The 18,366-nt window shown below is 38.9% G+C and carries 18 protein-coding genes, 1 other RNA gene and 1 pseudogene; 8 read left to right on the forward strand and 12 right to left on the reverse strand.

The window, feature by feature from the left end:
* The first annotated feature begins 12 nt into the window (after positions 1-12).
* A complete protein-coding gene (locus tag B9T33_RS04060; protein WP_086177870.1) occupies positions 13-1,179 on the forward strand; it encodes a cupin domain-containing protein in 1,167 nt (388 codons plus the stop codon).
* A 49-nt stretch (positions 1,180-1,228) separates the two neighbouring features.
* Here the strand turns inward: B9T33_RS04060 and B9T33_RS04065 are convergent, their stop codons facing one another.
* From B9T33_RS04065 to B9T33_RS04090, 6 genes are all read right to left on the reverse strand, one after another.
* Positions 1,229-1,870 (reverse strand): hypothetical protein, encoded by a 642-nt coding sequence (locus B9T33_RS04065; RefSeq protein ID WP_086177680.1) that lies wholly within the window; start codon positions 1,868-1,870, stop codon positions 1,229-1,231.
* 80 nt (positions 1,871-1,950) lie between these two features.
* A complete protein-coding gene (locus B9T33_RS04070; RefSeq protein WP_228145781.1) occupies positions 1,951-3,789 on the reverse strand; it encodes an ATP-binding protein in 1,839 nt (612 codons plus the stop codon).
* 53 nt (positions 3,790-3,842) lie between these two features.
* On the reverse strand, positions 3,843-4,520 hold the full coding sequence (locus B9T33_RS04075; RefSeq protein ID WP_416202581.1) for a LuxR C-terminal-related transcriptional regulator: 678 nt from the start codon (positions 4,518-4,520) through the stop codon (positions 3,843-3,845).
* A 211-nt stretch (positions 4,521-4,731) separates the two neighbouring features.
* Positions 4,732-5,517: a glutathione S-transferase N-terminal domain-containing protein gene (locus tag B9T33_RS04080; protein WP_086177683.1), complete on the reverse strand. Its 786-nt coding sequence runs from the start codon at positions 5,515-5,517 to the stop codon at positions 4,732-4,734.
* A gap of 100 nt (positions 5,518-5,617) precedes the next feature.
* On the reverse strand, positions 5,618-6,130 hold the full coding sequence (gene rraA / locus B9T33_RS04085) for a ribonuclease E activity regulator RraA (protein ID WP_086177684.1): 513 nt from the start codon (positions 6,128-6,130) through the stop codon (positions 5,618-5,620).
* Positions 6,131-6,143: 13 nt separating this feature from the next.
* On the reverse strand, positions 6,144-6,809 hold the full coding sequence (locus B9T33_RS04090; RefSeq protein ID WP_086177685.1) for an NAD(P)H-binding protein: 666 nt from the start codon (positions 6,807-6,809) through the stop codon (positions 6,144-6,146).
* Between the two features lie 215 nt (positions 6,810-7,024).
* Here B9T33_RS04090 and rpsT point away from each other — a divergent pair, with 215 nt between their 5' ends.
* Positions 7,025-7,291 (forward strand): 30S ribosomal protein S20, encoded by a 267-nt coding sequence (gene rpsT, locus B9T33_RS04095; RefSeq protein ID WP_086177686.1) that lies wholly within the window; start codon positions 7,025-7,027, stop codon positions 7,289-7,291.
* 106 nt (positions 7,292-7,397) lie between these two features.
* Here rpsT and B9T33_RS04100 read toward each other — a convergent pair whose 3' ends face one another.
* The gene (locus B9T33_RS04100) at positions 7,398-9,992 is read right to left on the reverse strand and encodes a M66 family metalloprotease (RefSeq protein ID WP_171263574.1); all 2,595 of its coding nucleotides are present in this window, start codon (positions 9,990-9,992) and stop codon (positions 7,398-7,400) included.
* A gap of 443 nt (positions 9,993-10,435) precedes the next feature.
* Here B9T33_RS04100 and B9T33_RS04105 point away from each other — a divergent pair, with 443 nt between their 5' ends.
* Positions 10,436-10,879 carry a hypothetical protein gene (locus B9T33_RS04105; protein WP_086177687.1) on the forward strand — a complete coding sequence of 148 codons (444 nt, stop codon included), beginning with the start codon at positions 10,436-10,438 and terminating at the stop codon, positions 10,877-10,879.
* A gap of 89 nt (positions 10,880-10,968) precedes the next feature.
* Here B9T33_RS04105 and B9T33_RS04110 read toward each other — a convergent pair whose 3' ends face one another.
* Entirely contained in the window at positions 10,969-11,715 is a 747-nt protein-coding gene (locus tag B9T33_RS04110; RefSeq protein WP_086177688.1) for a histidine phosphatase family protein, read from the reverse strand.
* Between the two features lie 63 nt (positions 11,716-11,778).
* On the reverse strand, positions 11,779-12,624 hold the full coding sequence (locus B9T33_RS04115) for a 3'(2'),5'-bisphosphate nucleotidase CysQ family protein (RefSeq protein ID WP_086177689.1): 846 nt from the start codon (positions 12,622-12,624) through the stop codon (positions 11,779-11,781).
* Between the two features lie 14 nt (positions 12,625-12,638).
* On the opposite strand from B9T33_RS04115, the gene B9T33_RS04120 reads away from it, so the two are divergent.
* From B9T33_RS04120 to B9T33_RS04135, 4 genes are all read left to right on the forward strand, one after another.
* Positions 12,639-13,340, forward strand: a complete 702-nt coding sequence (locus B9T33_RS04120) for an HAD-IA family hydrolase (protein WP_086177690.1) — start codon at positions 12,639-12,641, stop codon at positions 13,338-13,340.
* Positions 13,333-13,773, forward strand: a complete 441-nt coding sequence (locus tag B9T33_RS04125) for an RNA-binding S4 domain-containing protein (RefSeq protein WP_086177691.1) — start codon at positions 13,333-13,335, stop codon at positions 13,771-13,773. The genes B9T33_RS04120 and B9T33_RS04125 overlap by 8 nt, the downstream gene beginning before the upstream one ends.
* Positions 13,774-13,918: 145 nt before the next feature.
* Positions 13,919-14,962: a recombinase RecA gene (gene recA / locus B9T33_RS04130; RefSeq protein WP_086177692.1), complete on the forward strand. Its 1,044-nt coding sequence runs from the start codon at positions 13,919-13,921 to the stop codon at positions 14,960-14,962.
* Positions 14,963-15,042: 80 nt separating this feature from the next.
* A complete protein-coding gene (locus B9T33_RS04135) occupies positions 15,043-15,663 on the forward strand; it encodes a regulatory protein RecX (protein WP_086177693.1) in 621 nt (206 codons plus the stop codon).
* A 115-nt stretch (positions 15,664-15,778) separates the two neighbouring features.
* Here B9T33_RS04135 and ffs read toward each other — a convergent pair.
* Positions 15,779-15,875: signal recognition particle sRNA small type (ffs, locus tag B9T33_RS04140), an RNA gene on the reverse strand.
* A gap of 292 nt (positions 15,876-16,167) precedes the next feature.
* On the opposite strand from ffs, the pseudogene B9T33_RS04145 reads away from it, so the two are divergent.
* Positions 16,168-17,017 (forward strand): annotated as a pseudogene (locus B9T33_RS04145) (YbgF trimerization domain-containing protein).
* 77 nt (positions 17,018-17,094) lie between these two features.
* On the opposite strand, the gene lpxA reads toward B9T33_RS04145, so the two are convergent.
* Positions 17,095-17,883, reverse strand: a complete 789-nt coding sequence (lpxA, locus tag B9T33_RS04150; RefSeq protein WP_086177694.1) for an acyl-ACP--UDP-N-acetylglucosamine O-acyltransferase — start codon at positions 17,881-17,883, stop codon at positions 17,095-17,097.
* On the reverse strand, positions 17,880-18,365 hold the full coding sequence (fabZ, locus tag B9T33_RS04155; RefSeq protein WP_171263575.1) for a 3-hydroxyacyl-ACP dehydratase FabZ: 486 nt from the start codon (positions 18,363-18,365) through the stop codon (positions 17,880-17,882). The genes lpxA and fabZ overlap by 4 nt, the downstream gene beginning before the upstream one ends.
* Position 18,366 lies beyond the last annotated feature (1 nt).

The raw sequence follows: 18,366 nt of genomic DNA on the forward strand, positions 1-18,366 counted from the left end.
ATGTTTTTAGCTATGGCTCAAACTCTTGATGTACTCGGTGGAATCACCGCTGAGCAATTCCTTGCCGAATATTGGCAAAAAAAACCGCTCCTCGTTCGTAATGCACTTCCTGAAATCGCAGGCATTTTAGAGCCAAACGATGTCATGGAATTAGCACTTGAAGACAATGTGACTGCCCGCTTGATTAAACAAAAAGATCGCGATCCAAATCAATGGTCAGTGAAGTCCTCTCCTTTATTAAAAGCTGACTTCCAAAAAATGCCAAAGCTGTGGACTTTATTGGTTCAAGCCGTTGATCATTATTCGTTTGATTTATCCGAACTGTGGAAAAAGTTTTCTTTTATTCCGCAGTGGCGTCGTGATGACATCATGGTGTCTTATGCGCAAAAAGGCGGATCTGTCGGTAAACATTTTGACTTTTATGATGTCTTTCTCGTTCAAGGTTATGGTCATCGTCGTTGGCAATTGGGTCAAATGTGCGACGCAGAAACGGAATTTGTTGCGGGTCAACCTTTACGTTTACTTCCAGATATGGATGTACACTTTGACGAAGTCTTAGCACCGGGCGATCTATTATACGTACCACCTGGTCTGTCACATTATGGCGTAGCAGAAGATGAATGCCTCACCTTCTCATTTGGCTTTCGCATGCCAAATGTCTCTGAAATGATGGATCGTGTCGCAGATAAATTTAGTGATGACCAACTGCTTAAAAACCCATTAACCGACATCATTCGTGATCAAATCAGTTCAATTGGACAAATCACAGAAAATGAAATTGGCTACCTCAAAGAAAAACTGTTTGAGCAATTGCATAATTCAACTGTGATTGAATATGCGATCATGAGCCTGATGTCTGAACCTAAGTATCCTGACAATATTCCTGAAGCAGAGGAAATTGGTACAGGTGACTTAGAAGAAGCACTCGACCAAGGCTATCAACTGATTTTAGAGCCTGCATCACGCCTATTGTATACAGAACAAGATGGTGACATTTTATTCTGGGCCAATGGTGAAGGTTTGTGCATTTCAGATGAATTTGCAACACACTTAAAAATCATTGCCGATGGTCAAGCTTTGGCTTTAGATGAAAATTTATATGATGCCGATATTCTTGAAGATATTGCGATGTTATTAAATGAATCTGTACTGATGCTTGTGCCAACAGAGTCTGAATAAAATGAAATTAAAAGGGAGCGATATGCTCCCTTTGATTTTCTGGAACATATTATTTTTTCCACTTTCTACTATTTAAAAAATCTTCGACTTGATCGGCTTTTTTCTCGACGATTACTCGATAAACCCATAGAGTCAATAACACCAATCCAATAAACCAAAGATACCGCATTACACCGTATTTACTGCCTTTTCCTTGCCAGATTTGAAGCTCGATACCTTGAAACTGGACATTACTAGACTCCACTAAACTCAGTTGAGTAGACATCTCATTAGGATCATTTGCAGCATTCACAGAAAATGGCGCGCCATCTAATACAAATGTAAATGCTTCACCTGCATTGAGTTTCTGGCGTCTTTCTAAATAATCGACTCCTGCATCCATGCTTAACAAGTTACTTGAGCTGCTATTTACATTTGAATTGTAATTATCAACTCTAAATTTTAAGTTCACATCACCTGTAACTAGCGCAGCGCCCTGTACGACTAATACCGTACGATATGGATTTTGCCCTGAATGTGCCGTGTAATGAATCGTATATTCTGCAAAATCATTGGAACCTTGTTTAGACTGACTTTTCGCAACTAACTGTTCAATATCTTCTGTTGCTAAGCGTGCTTGTTGATGTAGAACTTGACCAAACTCCCCTTGTTGTGGAAGTTGATCTGAGTGGGAACACCCTACCAACCACACAAGCAACCCTACAAAACACAACACTTTTGATGTGTAGTTTAATCTTCGATTAGGCATAAATTTCTTTTTCTTATATATATTTATACAATTGATTTTAAATTAATTTCAACATGTACGACAGTACATCCAGGCTTTGAATTAATTGTTAATTTTCCACCAATTCGTTCAACTCGCATTTTCATACTGCGCATCCCAATACTCATCCCATTTAAAGACACACTATCCACATCAAATCCTACGCCATTGTCTTCAATCGTTAAAACAAATAGATCATTTTCAAAATGACACATCGAGACAACAACTTGATTCGCTTGGCTATGTTTGACGATATTGGTCAGGCTTTCTTCCATTACTCGGATTAAGGTCAAGCATTGTAAGGCCGTCGGTTTCACAGTCCATTCTGCTGGAAATATCCATTTAGCATTCATATCAATTTCATCCATTAACTGGCTGAAACGATGACGAACAGGCGCAACCCAAAGTAGTGGTGAATCAGGTACTTTACTATCTAAAGATGAGCCACTATCAATGATTTGCCTTAGGTCATCTCGAAGCAATTTCAACATCGAGAGAAACTGATTATTTGAAATATTTTTATCGCATTGATCGACCAAAATCATCGAACGCACAATCGAAGCACCGAGTCCATCATGTAAATCATGGGATAATTTAATGCGCTCCTGAAGACGAACATTACTCAATTCAAGTTGATGTTTATCATTCATACTATCGCATAATTCATCACTGACTTTTTTCACTTCAAATTCAAGTTCATCATTAAACTTTTCAATTCGTTGAATATTCTTATTTAAACGGGCACCTAAAATAATAACAATAAATAGTGTAATAATTGGAGAGGTAAAAGGTGATACAGGATCAAAGCCATTTTTAGGGAAGAAACCTAATATGACAAGGTCGACAACAGCAAAAATAATGATTCCAGACAAACAAATACTGAGCAAAATATAGTCATTCTTTGCTTCTATATAACTCACATAACAAAGATAAACATAGGTACAGAAAAAGATAAAACAGTACAGCAGGAAAATATACGAGGAAACATCGGCATTTTGATCAAAAGGCAAAATACACACAATCCCAATTAATGATGCTGTTAATATCGTAAATGCTAGCTCAAGCCGTGGGAACTTCTTCCCAATAAACCTCAAGATATAAGTACAGAAACAGAGGAAATACAGCATTGCGAATATCAAGTTTGCCTTGGTAGCAAAAATTGAATTGGGGAATGGAAATGTTTCCGTGGTTAGCGTATTACTAAGGAATAAAATCCATAGGGCTGTCGAAAGTGTAAACCACCCAAAACTTGTATCACTGCGCCGCATAATCCAAATGACAAAACAGATAATTCCAAGCGTACCTGAAAGTAGTAAATTCAGTTGTATAACTGTTCTTCGTGACCAAGTAACATCTTCTGTTTGTGTAATGTTCGCCATCACGTTATTGAAGCTAATTGGACCTAAGCCTGCATTCGTACTGGCATAACCAGTCACATAGATCATTGTTTCATTATGATCTTGCTTAATCCCACTTATAGGTAAAATCCAATACCGTGCAACATTCCAACTTTTGGATAACGGCTCTTCGAGGTTGGTATTGCTCCACAACAAATCACCATTCAGAAAAACTGCACCAGCAGTCACAATATAATCAATATAAAATGAAATCGGTTCAGCTAAACGCGCATTGCCCTTACAATGCCAAGACCAATCCAATTTGTACCAAGCGCCACCCTTATAGCCTTGCCAGGCTGGATCATCCTTCCAACGATCTGGGATTTGAGTGCTTTTCCATCCAGTTCGTGGTAATTCTTTATTTGATGGTGTTTTAACTTTTAATACATCATTCAATGTTACATTGCATTGTTCATTAATGGGATAAACTTGGGCAGCATTGGTCATACTCCCCCAAAATATACTGAGGATAAAAAATAAGTAATATCCCCATTTTCGCATTATAAGATCCCCATCGATCTTGCTGTACTCACCGCCTTAGTACGTTTGGTTACCGAGAGTTTCCGATAAATATGCTTAATATGACTCTCTACGGTATAACGCGATACGAATAGTTGTTCAGCAATCTCACGATTACTCAGTCCTTGCGCCACCAATGTTAAAATTTCTTTTTCGCGGCTAGTGAGAATACTTTCAACTTCAGCTGATACAGTTTCTTCTTGAGCTGGTCCTTCCGACTCTGAAATTTGTTTTAGAATCTCACGTGCAATAAACGGATCAATTGGAGCGCCGCCACGTAGAATACTGCGAATTGACAATAGCACTTCAGCATCATCACGCTCTTTAAGCACATAACCTGTTGCGCCAGCTTTAATCGCAGAAAATAAACTCTCTTGCGTACTCCATGCAGAAACAACAAGTATCATGGTATTGCATTCGAGTGAACGAATTTTTTCAATGATTTCAATCCCATTTCCGTCTGGAAGACCTAAATCAACCAATGCCAATGAAATGGGTTGTGTGTCTACTACTTGAATCGATTCTTTTACATTTTTGGTGAAAATTAATTCATCACGTTTATAGCCAAGTTCTGTCAGAATTTTACGTAAACGTAATTGAATGATTTCTTCATCTTCTACAACAAGTACTGGGACGGGTAATATTACTTCTGGTGTCATGATTTATACCCCCAAAAAATGAAATGCTTTTTACATTAACTATAATTATAGTTAAAACATATCCCTATAATTAAGTAAATTTCTTATTTTTATAGATTTATTTTTAAACTTTATCGACTTATTTGCTTAATTTAATTGTTTAAAAACGTTTCGGCGATGAAGTACTTTTAACTCTTTGGTCAAAGTACTCTCGCCTAATTGCCAAATTTAGTTAAGTCTGTAGACCATATTGTTGCTTCAGATATCGTACAATTTTTTCCGATTCAAAAAGCTCAACACCCGTATTGGGGTCTTTTAAATAAGGCACTTGAATATTATCCCCCATAATTTTCAATACCTTTTCACGCTTTCCACCTTTCATTGGCACATATTTCCCAGGTTTTAAACGTAATGCTGCTAGCCCTTGATCCTGCCAACGCTCTTTCGCCACATTATGAAACTTAAAAGCGAGCTCCATTTCAGATAATGCACTACGTACAATACGTGTATATGGGCTCGCTTCAAATCCCCACAGTTCTAGTAATTGCTGCGGTGCATCACGATGAATTAACTTACGATCTATCCATACGCCTTGAGCTCCATTAATCAGTGTTCCGACATAGGCCATATAAGGGATTTTGGGGTAGCTTGCATATTTTTTGGGTGTTTTTCCCGATTTACCATAATTTTTAAATAGATGATGAATAATTTGCTGAGACTCGTATAACTGATCACCCGTATTTTCATCAACCAAGAATGGAAATTGTTGTTTGCCACCTATTTTTTGCACATCTAAACGATATTTCTTTGCTCCTTTAGGGCAAGGATATACTTCATAGTCTAAGTTCAATGTTGTCAGTACTTCACGCACACGACGGCAATATGGCGACCCTTCAAATTCATAGAGTTTTAACGCCTTTTCAGGTTGAAATGGAAATGCCGTACCATTTGTACCGCGCCCACCTTCTGCAACGCCTGAGAGGAGTGCCTGAGCCACTTTAATTTGATGTAACAACATAGGGATTTTCCTTTTATTATTTTACTTGGTTTTATATTTGCATCAGCCTAGTGAACTAGGCTGATGCGGTTGAAATGATAATTTTTAAATTTGTATCTTTTTACAGTTGAACCAATTGCTCTTTAGCAATCACAATTCCATTATTATCTGCGTAAATATAATCTCCAGACTGGATACTTACACCACCGAAACTTAATTCAACCTCGGTTTCGCCTACACCTTTACGATTGCTTTTTCTTGGAATTGCCGCCAAAGCATGAACACCCAAATCAAGTTCCGCAATCGCATCAACATCACGCACACAGCCATATATAATGACGCCATTCCAGTGATTATTCACTGCTGACTCAGCAATCATATCGCCCATTAGTGCACAGCGCATTGATGCACCACCATCGACAACTAGGACTTTTCCAGTTCCATCGGTCGCTAATAATTCTTTAACACGAGAATTATCTTCAAAACATTTTACCGTTACAACCTGACCACCAAAGCTTTTACGTGCACCATAACTTTGAAAAAACTTACCATCGAGTGATGGGATCACCACTTGTAAATCCATCTCTGGATGATCATCAAGTAAATCACAAGTGACGAATGGAACTGTAGACACGATTAAACCCTCATTATTTGGTTTTTAGTATGCGTAAATTATCATAAATCTCAAATTTTTCAGTTTGAGTTTGCGCTGCCTCGACCATAGTATGAGCCACTTGTTCAGCTGTCACTGGCTTAAACTTAAAACTGTCTGGTACTAAATGCGAAAAGCGTTTATAGAGTTTTTGTGTCGCTTCTTCTGCTGGACGTGCTTCTGTCCGATCGCCTAACAATAATGATGGTCTGAAAATTGAGACTTTATCGAGCTTTAAACTTTTTAAATAATATTCCAACTCACCTTTGACCCTATTATAAAAAAACAAGGAGTTAGGCTGTGCCCCAAGTGCACTCACTATCAAATAGTGTGTTTCTGTATGCTCCAATAAATTTGCTAAATGAGCATTAATTGTAAAATCAATATGATAGAAATTTTCTTTGGAACCCGCTTTTTTTATAGTTGACCCTAAACAACTAAAAGCATGACTATAATCTTTCACATCATCTAAATTGAGAGTTAAAAAATCATTTGTGACCAATTGTTGCACTTTTTTTAAACTATTTAGCTCCGAATCACGCCGTCTCACCACTGCAGTAATATTCTTACACCCCTGATTTAAACTTAGTTGGCGCACCAGTTCTCGCCCTACCAAACCTGTTGCTCCAATAACAATCGCATTTTCAATACTTTTAGTCATTTTTCATACAATCTCTAGCGCTTTAGACTAATCTAACGTTTTCTTTGAAATTTTTCTGCATCTAAAATGTTGTGAAAGCATGTCAAGACTTGACTTAAGCGTTCAGTTTAATCACAATATGGCACTTGTTTACGGGCTGGTGATAGTTCTTCTGATGTTGGTTTTCAGATGTAATTTCAGCCCGCCCAGACCAATCAATTTCAAGGAGTGCACGAGTGGCAAACTCTGCTCAAGCAAAAAAACGTGCTCGTCAAAACGTTAAAGCACGTCAACACAACGCAAGCTTACGTTCTATGGTTCGTACTTATCTTAAACGCACAGTAGCTGCTATTGCTGCTGGTGATTACACTGTCGCTTCAGAAGCTTACAAAAAAGCTGTTCCTGTAATCGACCGTATGGCTGATAAAGGCATCATCCATAAAAACAAAGCTGCTCGTCATAAGAGCCGTTTAAATGCACAAGTTAAAGCTTTAGCTAACTAATTTGTTGCGATGAAAAAAGCCCTTTTTAGGGCTTTTTTTGTGTCTGTATATTTTACAATATAAAAAAAATAAGGCCTCAATTGGACCTTATTTTTTTATTCAGAGATTATTGCTTTAGTAACTTCATATTCGTAGGCGACAAATACGTCCATAATAAATTTTGACTTGCTGTCAAATTGGTCCAACGCTGATTGCCACCATTGGTACAGTTATATCGAATTAAATCCGCACGGTTATTTTGCAAACGTCCCGTATTTAAGTCCATACATTGACCACTTTGACGAATCGTTGTGGTCGCAGGGTCCATCGTCCAAATTTGATTGGTTTGGTTTAACACGCAACGTTCTAAAGTCACTTTAGCTGAACCACCATTGCCTGTAATACATTGGTCTGGACTTGACTTACTGTGTATACGACCGATGGCATCATATACCCACTGTTCAGTTTCATCCGCCGTGCATCCGCTTGGACCACTAATGTATAAATTTAATTTTCCATCCGTTAATGTTTCCGATTTCAAACAGTTGTTACCATTTTTAATCAATGTCGCCTGCTCAAATAAACCTTCCTGAGTTACTGAAAGTTTTTTCATAAATGCATCGAGTGCACTTTTCGCTTCAGGTACTTGATTGGTTAAGTCTTGGGCATATACATTCATCCAACGATTCAATCGGTAGGCTGTATTTTGTTGCGACTCATAACGAGTTAGTTGCTGACGTGCCACACTACTCATCAAAGATGAGTCATTTTTGTATGAGTCATACAGCATTTTTTCAGTCGGATTAAGTGCAACAACTGTATTTGCTGCTTGAGCTTCTAAAGCGCGTTCTAATTGAGGAAGTTCAATAGCACGCAAAGCACTATAACCATTCTTACGTCCAATTTTAACTGCAGGTTTCAGTGCAGCATCATACACTGGAATATCAATATTGGCTAATAATTTGGCTTCCTCACCCGCTTTTTTACAGTATAAATCAACTTTTTTCGGTGCATCAGCTAAGGCTAAATTAACATGCAGTTTATTGGCATTACTGCCTAAACGGGTTGGTGCTAAGGCAATATTATTGACCTTATTGCTATATTGTACATTCAACCAACACGCCGCTTGATCCAAAGCTGTATTGGCAGCCGTTAAGTCATACACATTGCCCCAGTTTGAACGTGCAGCAGGATATAACAAACCAACTTGATTGACTGGATCATAGCCCCCTAAAATGGTAATGACAGGCTGACCAAATATCCGTGGTCGTGGATAATTTTGATCTGCTTTATACCAAACAGGTGCTGTTGAATTAGGCATCTTCGGCTGAGCAACTTCCATCTCACGTGTGGTTTTATTCCACTTTTTGTAGCCTGTAGGTGAGCTTTCATCCCAAACATAACGGTCGAAGTGCGGTTGAATTTTTAGGAATGTGCTGTAGCCCGTATAGTGCGTGTAGCGCGATACATTACTATCAGTATATCCACCAGACATGGCATCTTTTCCGTACGGGAAAAGATTTTTAAAATTAGGGATACCATTCGCTCCATCCCACTTCCATGTTGCTGTCCACGATAAATTACCGCGCATCATATTACGATTGGCAATATAACCCCATCCACTATCTGCATGGTGTGCAGCCCAAAATAGATTATCACCCACCTGACCAGGGTAATGCCCTAAACCGTAGTGATGCCCAATTTCATGGCTAAACTCATTACCGACAGAATCATAGAGCGTCAGCATACCATTACCACCACTTAAGCCATGGGTATGCACACCATTGGCATAGTTACCTTTGGTATGATGAACAACCACTGTTTGCGTTAACTGAGGCTGGCTTTGATTTTCCATAGATGCACTGGTAATGCCCCAGTTGGCAAGGTTTATGCCAACACTAAAGGTTGATTTACCAACATCTCCACGCATATCCCCAGAATAGACATCACCAGTTGTTGCACTAACCGTATCGTAAATGACGCCTGATGAAACCATTACACGTGATAATTGCATATCATCATATTGTGCTACAGTCATTTCCGCAGCAGGAATAGTCTGAAAGTAATCTGTCCCTGCTTTTTCAGGTTCTAAAAGCATGTAATGACCTGAAGATTTTGGTGTATCTGCCAACATCCCCACACGAATATTATTTAAAACCAATTCACCGGGTGCAGCAAAATCGATTTTATCTTCAGGCAACTCACCACTAACTTTATTACTATCGATAAATTTTAATCTTAGCCCGGGTTTAACTTCATCCCAATTGAGTTTTGTAGTCCATGCACGTTTACTGTACCAAACATCTGGACGTCCTCTTTGCCCGCTCTGATCTGAAACAGGCATCTGAGTTGGATCATTTAATGCGACGGTTCTAAGTAAGCGATTGTTTTGATAGATCTCTACTTTAAGTTGCTTGATATTTTGCATATCAAGCGTTGGCGTGACAATTAACAGTGCTTCTTTTTCACTGGTTAAACGTGGCATTTTCTTGGCTTCATTCGCATTTGGATCGACCACATGACTTTGACCAAATTGAACTTGGGCTGAAAAACTACCGACTAAATCATTACGTATTTCACGAACAGCATCATTGGCATCGTAGTCATAAAAACCAATGCTTGTTTCATCGACAATATCCTGTGTAGGCTCAGGATAACTGGCAGATGATGCAGAGCCACCAGAACTATCACCTCCGCCTCCGCCACCACAAGCAACCAACATTAGTGACACAATACAAATTGACAATTTATTATATGAAAAACCTATCACACTTTTCACTACTACCCCCCAATCAACCACAAAAAAACTCAATTAAGTGATCTATATAAGATATATAAATCAACATTTTATAAGATTGTAGATACTATTTTTTTTGACTAGATCATTCAACTGCCGTGTTTTGTCACTTAATAACAATTCAAATAAAATATAAATATTCACACAAAATATATAACATTTGCTGTGACAGATATTTCACTTTTCAACTAAAACCTAATCTAAGCCTATAAATACAAACGTATATAATCGACAAAATTTGTCAGGATATTTTTAAAAAATTTGAAATAAAAATTTAAGGAAATGGTTTAATCCCATATATTTTTTATGGTATTTTTATTTTCATCCTATAGCAGCCGGTGTTGCACAACTGAAAAAGAGGGATGCAAATGTCAATTAACCAGTTTTTACCATCATTAGAAAAATTTGAGAAAATTGAAAAGCAATATATTGAGTATTTCACTGAAAAAGGTGAAAAAGATGTCTTGGGAAAAGTCATCTCAAATATGAAATCAACTGCTGAAATCCAAGCATCACAAGGCGTGGATTCTTGGCTAGGCTATGGCGTATATTTACCCGCAATCGAACGCATTTTTGCCCTACATGATGGTGAAACTGAATCAGATTTTTATCATCGAACACAATATCCAGCCGATGTGGTCAATGCTTATAGTATTGAAGGACATGATCTTGCAACATTGATTGCCGCTGATAAATATAGCCGTATCCATCAGCAGCATGTAGCCGTGAATACCAGCATTTGGCCTCTAAATGACGATGGTTTATCTCTAAAGTTAAATGAATTTCCTGCACGTATGCGCGCACGTATATAATTTATTATGGTCAATACACAAAAAAGGCATCGTATGAAAATAGGATGCCTTTGCTGAATAAATAATTTGAGTGATACTCAATATAATTTTTACATTTCACTCAAATACATTTGCTGAAAATCACGGATATTTAGCTCATTGAGCTCACCGCGCCAAATCCATTTCAGTTTAGATTCAAGAAAAACATCACCTTCAAACCAAACAAATAGCCCTTCCATCATCTTAGGCCAATCTTCACGAGTAACGATATTTTTTCCAGAGATAATAGCGAGGATTGCGGCAATAATCGTGTCATGACTGACAGCCAGACTCAACCCATAATCATTGGTCGGATGGGTGTTATAAATCAGTTCAAGCACATCGACCACACCATGTATAGGTTGTTTCATACCGGGTAAGGCATTATTCACAAAGCTATTAATAAAGCCCAAAGCGCCTTGCTTTTGAAAGAACGGCCCAGCTTTTTTGATATCTAAAACAAAACTGCCCGGCTCAACCAACAGTCCCTGCTCAATAATCTCAATATGATGTGTATTTGGCTCAATCGTGACATGGTCAGCGCCTTGAATCATCAATGCTGCGGTATCGACACAACGTTGGATGGGACTGGAAATACAGTGCTGTATCACACGATCCGTATTTTCAATTAGATAACTTCCCCAAGCTTCTGCCAAATCGCGGCCTTGGCTGGTAAGTTGTAAATCATAGCCTGCCAATCCTTGCCCTTGCACCACTTCACGAATGGAATGGCGGGTAAATAAAGTCACCGGCGTCTTCTCATCAGGCAATAAATCAATTGCCTTCAACATACTGGACGGGAGCAAATCTAAGGCCATAATCAACAATTCTTCATTACAAGATAAACGATCTAGGTATCAACACACTATAACAGCTCAAGTTCAGAGATTCATCTGTTGTAAAGCTTTTAAAGCCAATTGCTTCATTGCATTATTTTTATATGCAATGAAACGACCATTTAATAAAGTTTCTCGTTGATTATAAATAAATGGACGACCTTTAGAATCGACCAAGCCACCACCGATTCGTTCAATCAAACACTGCCCTGCACTCGTATCCCACTCACAGGTCGGATGAAAGCGTGGATAAATATCGACTTTATCTTCTAGCATCATGCAAAACTTATAAGCACTCCCTGCATGGTAAGTACTGTATTCACACAAATGACCTAATGCTTCTAAATATTGGCCATATTCAGGCTTATGCCGAGCACTTTGACTCAAACCAATTTGTACAGGTTCTTCTATTTTAGCTTCTGTGTATTCAAACCAAGATTCCGTTTGCATTTCATATTTCAAAGGTTGCCCTTTTAGAGGACAAAAATATGCACTGTATTCACCGGGGATTGCCAAAACCGCAAACGTTGTATTTGAGCCATCCACTAAACTCAAGTTAATGGTAAATTCAGGACGCTTATGTAGAAATTCTTTGGTGCCATCTAATGGATCAAGCAACCAGAATTTCTGCCATTGCATACGCTCAGACTTTAGACCTTCCTCTGACAGTAAAGGTAAGTCCGATACCTGAGAAAGTGCTTGTGTAATATAATGATTCGAGCGAAAGTCAGCTTGGGTTACAGGTGAATCATCACTTTTATGTTCAATATCAAAATCTGCACCTGAACAATAACGCTGATATTCTTCTCGCAAAATTTCGCATGCCTGTGTCACAATGGGCAAAAGCTGCAAAATCATTGGGTCTTGCGGTGCTGTTGTTGTTTTAAACATAGAATACCTTTTATATGCCAAATTACTCAGAAAAGCCGACGATCATCTTTGATATGGACGGAACTTTACTCGATCTTGCTTATGATGATTTCATCTGGAATGAACTACTGCCAGTTCGCTATACCAAACAGCATGAATGCACGCTTGAGCAAAGTAAAGAAACACTATTTAGTTTTTACCAACAACATAATCATACCCTAAAATGGTATTCATCTCGCTTTTGGACGTCACAAGTTGGCGTAGATGTCTTAGCGCTACAAATTGAACATAAACATAAAGTTGCAAAGCGCCAAGGCTGTATCGAACTGCTTAGCTATTTAAAAGAAAATAATTACCCGATGTGGATTGCAACCAATGCAGACTATGCGGGTTTACAGTTTAAGCTCGAAGAAACAGGTCTACGTGACTATTTCGATGTGATTGTCAGCTCTGAAACATTGGGTCATGCCAAAGAGTTCATCGAATTTTGGCAAGTTTTACAACAAGAGCATCCTTTTGATCCTTCAAATTGCTATTTCATTGATGACACCGAAAAAGTTTTAAATGGTGCCAAAACATTTGGCATAGAACAACTTTATTCCATTCAGCAACCGTCATCTGCAAAAGCGGCACGTGAAACTTGTAATTATCCAATGTTGTCCGCATTAACAGATCTAATCACTATTTTAGAAAGCGAAGCTTTAACTAAAGACGAGGAACAAAAGAAATATGCGTAAATCGAATCTAGCCGAAGATGCGGTTGGTATGCGTATTGATAAATGGCTCTGGGCGGCACGTTTTTTTAAAACCCGCTCGATTGCTAAAAATGCCATTGAAGGTGGTAAAGTCCATCATAATGGTGAACGCGTAAAAGTCTCTCGAGAAGTTCGAATTGGTATGGAGCTAACCATTGCTCAAGGTCTTGAGAAAAAGACTGTCGTAGTAAAAGCACTCTCAGATGTTCGTGGGCCTGCCCCAACCGCTCAGCTGCTTTATGACGAAACTGAGGTGAGTATTGCAAAACGGGAATTGCTCGCATCACAAAGAAAGTTGCATAATCTAGCTCGACCAGATCATCGACCAAGTAAAAAAGATCGTCGAGATATTGGCAAATTTAAAAGAGAAAATGATCAACAGTTTGACCAGCAATGGTCTTATAATGATGATTAAGTTAAAGCGTCACAACCTGTCGCAAGGGTTGTGATTTTCATAGAACAAAAGGATGAATTCTGTCACTATACGCTTGTGGAACAGATTTGAACTGAATACATCCACTTGAGTATATTGTTTCGTGACATCGTATTGAGGTTGTAAGATGGATGATAATAAAAGCAAGGCGTTAAATGCGGCCTTAAGCCAGATTGAAAAACAATTTGGTAAAAACACCGTTATGCGTCTTGGTGATAACACCGTACAAGCTGTTGAAGCAGTATCTACGGGCTCACTCACATTAGATATCGCATTAGGTATTGGCGGTTTACCAAAAGGACGTATCGTTGAGATTTACGGCCCTGAATCTTCTGGTAAAACCACAATGACACTGCAAGCAATTGCACAATGTCAAAAAGCTGGTGGAACTTGTGCCTTTATCGATGCCGAACATGCTTTAGATCCTCAATACGCACGCAAACTAGGCGTAGATATCGACAATCTTCTTGTTTCACAACCCGATCATGGTGAACAAGCGCTTGAAATTGCTGACATGCTGGTACGTTCAGGTGCAATCGATTTGATCGTAGTCGACTCTGTTGCTGCGCTTACCCCTCGTGCCGAAATTGAAGGCGAGATGGGTGACTCTCATATGGGCTTACAAGCACGTTTGATGAGCCAAGCCCTGCGTAAAATGACTGGTAACGCAAAACGCTCTAACTGTATGGTGATCTTCATTAACCAGATTCGTATGAAAATTGGTGTGATGTTTGGTAGCCCTGAGACAACGACAGGCGGTAACGCACTGAAGTTCTATGCGTCTGTACGTTTAGACATCCGCCGTATCGGCCAAGTGAAAGAAGGCGATGAAATTGTCGGTTCAGAAACCCGCGTAAAAGTGGTGAAGAACAAAATGGCTCCTCCTTTTAAAGAAGCGCTATTCCAGATTTTATACGGTAAAGGCGTGAACCAACTTGGCGAATTAGTCGATTTGGCTGTAGCACAAGAATTGGTACAAAAAGCTGGTGCTTGGTATTCTTATCAAGGCAATAAAATTGGCCAAGGTAAAAATAACGTGATTCGTCATTTAGAAGAGAATCCAGAAATTGCGCAAGAACTGGATCGCTTAATTCGCGAAAAGTTACTTACACCAGTAACACTGCCAGCCGATGAAAAGGACGAAGAAGAGCCAGACTTTTTAGAATCTTAAGATCTGCTTTCATAAAAAAGTTTATAAACGCCCTACGGGGCGTTTTGTTTTGCACCTAAGAATCGTATTAAAATGACATTATGACTAAAGACTACTTCCCACTCCTGCTTGACTACGAAGCATTGAAACAACAATTCGCTGAGGATGAAGATCAAATTCCAGCAAATCCAACTTCTAGTCAAAGTCTAAATACAGATGCGCTGCATTTCGATGCCAACGGCAAAGACATCAATACTGAGAAAAAGCCCGGCCTCACAGGTACACGCTTACGCTCATATGCCTTTGCTGTATTAACTCGTAAAGAATATTCAAAAGCTGATTTGATCGAAAAATTAGCACTGTATGCAGATAGTCGTGATGAAGTCATTCAACTTGTAGAAGAGCTCGCACGGGAAAACTATCAGAGCGATCAACGTGTCGCAGAGCTGATGCTCTCGAGCCAAAAAAGGAAAGGTAAAGGGCCAAATCGAATTAAACTTGCGTTAAAAAATAAGAAAATTAATAGTGAACTGATTCAAGACGAACTTAAAGAAACCGACTGGGTTGCCCAAGCCTATAGTTTAAAAGTCAAAAAATTTGGAAAAGAGGTTGAACGTGATCCAAAACTCAAAGCCAAGCAAATTCGTTTCTTGCAATATCGGGGCTTTGATTTAGACACTATCTTCAAAGTAATTGCACGTAAAGATTTAAATGACGAATAAATAAATTTAAATGTACGGGAAAATGAAATATAAGCAAGGTTTAGAAGAATCAGATAAAAAATATTGAGATTTAAATAGAAGTATAATTTATATTATTTTTATAAACTGGTGGCAACCCTACCAGCAGGACTTCGGCACATCATAGTTCTACTACCGTTGCTACCTTCCGGTCCTGGCGGGGTTTGTAGAGTACAATTGCGAAGTAACCGGCAGGGCTACCATTGCAAGAACAGAGTATAGAGATTTTTAATAAAGTTGCAAGCCAAAAACTTGCTTTTCCACTCGATGTGTAATCGTTTGATTATTTATAAATCAATGTCCATTTATATTGTGTAGAAAGCATGAAAATTTAGGGCATATTATTTACTTTAATACACAACAAGATAGTAAAAGCTTATTGCAATTCATAAGTTTGGCGTTTTTAATGTGCTTATCGCTTTATCAATTGGCTGTCTGTGATAAAAATTTGCAAAGCAGCTCAGTTCGTAACTAAATGGAAATTTTATGATGCTCAAAAAGCATATACTCTGTGCCCTCGCCCTTGCATGCTCTGGTGCGCTCTATGCCAATATCCCAATCGAGTCTAAAGGACTGAGTGGCGCAAATAATGGAACCGTATACACTGCAAATAGCACGGCTGTTCAGACCGGCGGTGCAGCAGCAGTACCGACCAATTTAAATTGGCAATTGATGCAAAAAAACCAACAATTAGAAAATGAGTTACGTGCCTTACGTGGCAAAATGGAAGAACAAGATAACGAAATTGAAAAACTCAAAAGCGAGTTAACCAATCGCTACGCCGATTTAGATCAGCGTCTTGAACTCCTGCAACAAAAAGTTGATCCATCTGAGGATGCGGGCGCAACGGAGGATAACCAACAAGGTACTTCTCCCAGCACCACCTAGTACAACTAAACAAACCTCTGTACAACAAGCTACAATAAGCACGTCAGCATCAAAACCTGTGAATGCAGGCGGAGATAGCCTTGAACTTGAAAAAGCTGCCTATACCGTCGCTTTAGATGCTTATAAGCAAGGTGGTGCAAAAAAAGCGATTGCACCGATGCAAAATTTTATAAAAAATAATCCAAATAGTGTCTACATTGGTAATGCTTATTTCTGGTTAGCTGAATTCAATCTTGCCATTGAACCCACCAATTATGTAGAAGCGAAAAAGAACTACAGCATTGTGGCAGACAAATATCCAGAATCGAGCCGTGCTCCACGTGCACTCTATCAACTATATAGCATTTCAAAAGATGTAGACCACAATGCGGCTTCAGCAACACAATTAAAAAATAAGCTTCTGCAAAAATATCCAAAATCTGAAGAAGCGGGTTATCTTAAAAAGTAATACTTACACGTGAGACAATAAAAAAGACACCACAAGCGGTGTCTTTTTTTATTTCAGATTGGTTTTCTGAAGATTACTTAACGAACAATTCCGCGTTTTGATTGCTCTAAAGAATCAATCAATAATTGTGCTTCTGCGACTTCAGGTAAAATTTCAGTACGAATGCGTTCAATAGCTTCGTTGGTGGTCAAACCATCTTTATAGATCAGTTTAAATGACTCACGTAAACCTTGAATCACATTTTTAGACCACCCTTTACGGCGCATACCTTCAATATTCATAGCGAATGCGTGAGCTGGGTTACCAGATACCATCACATAGGCCGGAACGTCTTTCAGAATCAGTGAAGCTCCACCAATCATACTGAAAGAATCAATCTTACAGAACTGGTGAATACCTGAGTTTCCACCAACAATGACATAATCACCAATATGAACATGTCCAGCAACACCCACGTTATTGGCGAAAATATTATGATCACCTACTACGCAGTCATGTGCAATGTGGGTATTCACCATAAGTAAGTTATGGCTACCAAGTTTGGTAAGACCTTTGTCTTGAACGGTACCACGATGCAAACTACAGTGTTCACGAATTGAGTTGTGATCACCAATTTCTAACCAAGTTTCCTCACCTGCATATTTCAGGTCTTGGCAAACTTCGCCTACGCTTGCAAATTGAAAAATTTCGTTATGCTGACCAATACGGGTATATCCACCCACCACGACATGTGAATGCAGTTTAGTGCCCGCTCCAATTGTTACATTTGGACCAATAATACAATATGGCCCAATCTGCACATCTGCAGCAATCACTGCAGATGAATCAATAATAGCGGTAGGATGAATTAAATCGTTATTGCTCATGCTTTCTCTGTTTTTTGATGCGAAACCATAATTTCCGCGGTTGCTGCGACAATACCATCAACGGTAGCAATACAATTATATTTGTAAATGCCACGTTTTTGCATCACTAATTCAGATTTTAAAACAAGTTGATCGCCTGCAACCACTTGTTTTTTAAATCTAACCTTTTCTGCGCCAGCAAATAAGAACAAAGAACCTGCAGAAGGCTTCTCACCATTCATGATGAAACCTAAAATTCCAGAAACTTGAGCAAGTGCTTCGACAATCAGAACACCCGGCATAATTGGGTATCCTGGGAAATGGCCTTGTAAAAATTCTTCGTTAATCGTTACATTTTTATAGCCAACAATCCCGTTGTCGGTCACTTCAACAACACGATCAACCAATAAAAACGGATAACGATGCGGCAAATATTCACGAATGGTCTGAATGGTCATTGGTAATTCAGGTTTTGTGAATGCTGGGGTATTCGACTCTGTCATC

The organism is Acinetobacter sp. ANC 5054, assembly GCF_002135295.1.
Taxonomy (GTDB): Bacteria; Pseudomonadota; Gammaproteobacteria; order Pseudomonadales; family Moraxellaceae; genus Acinetobacter.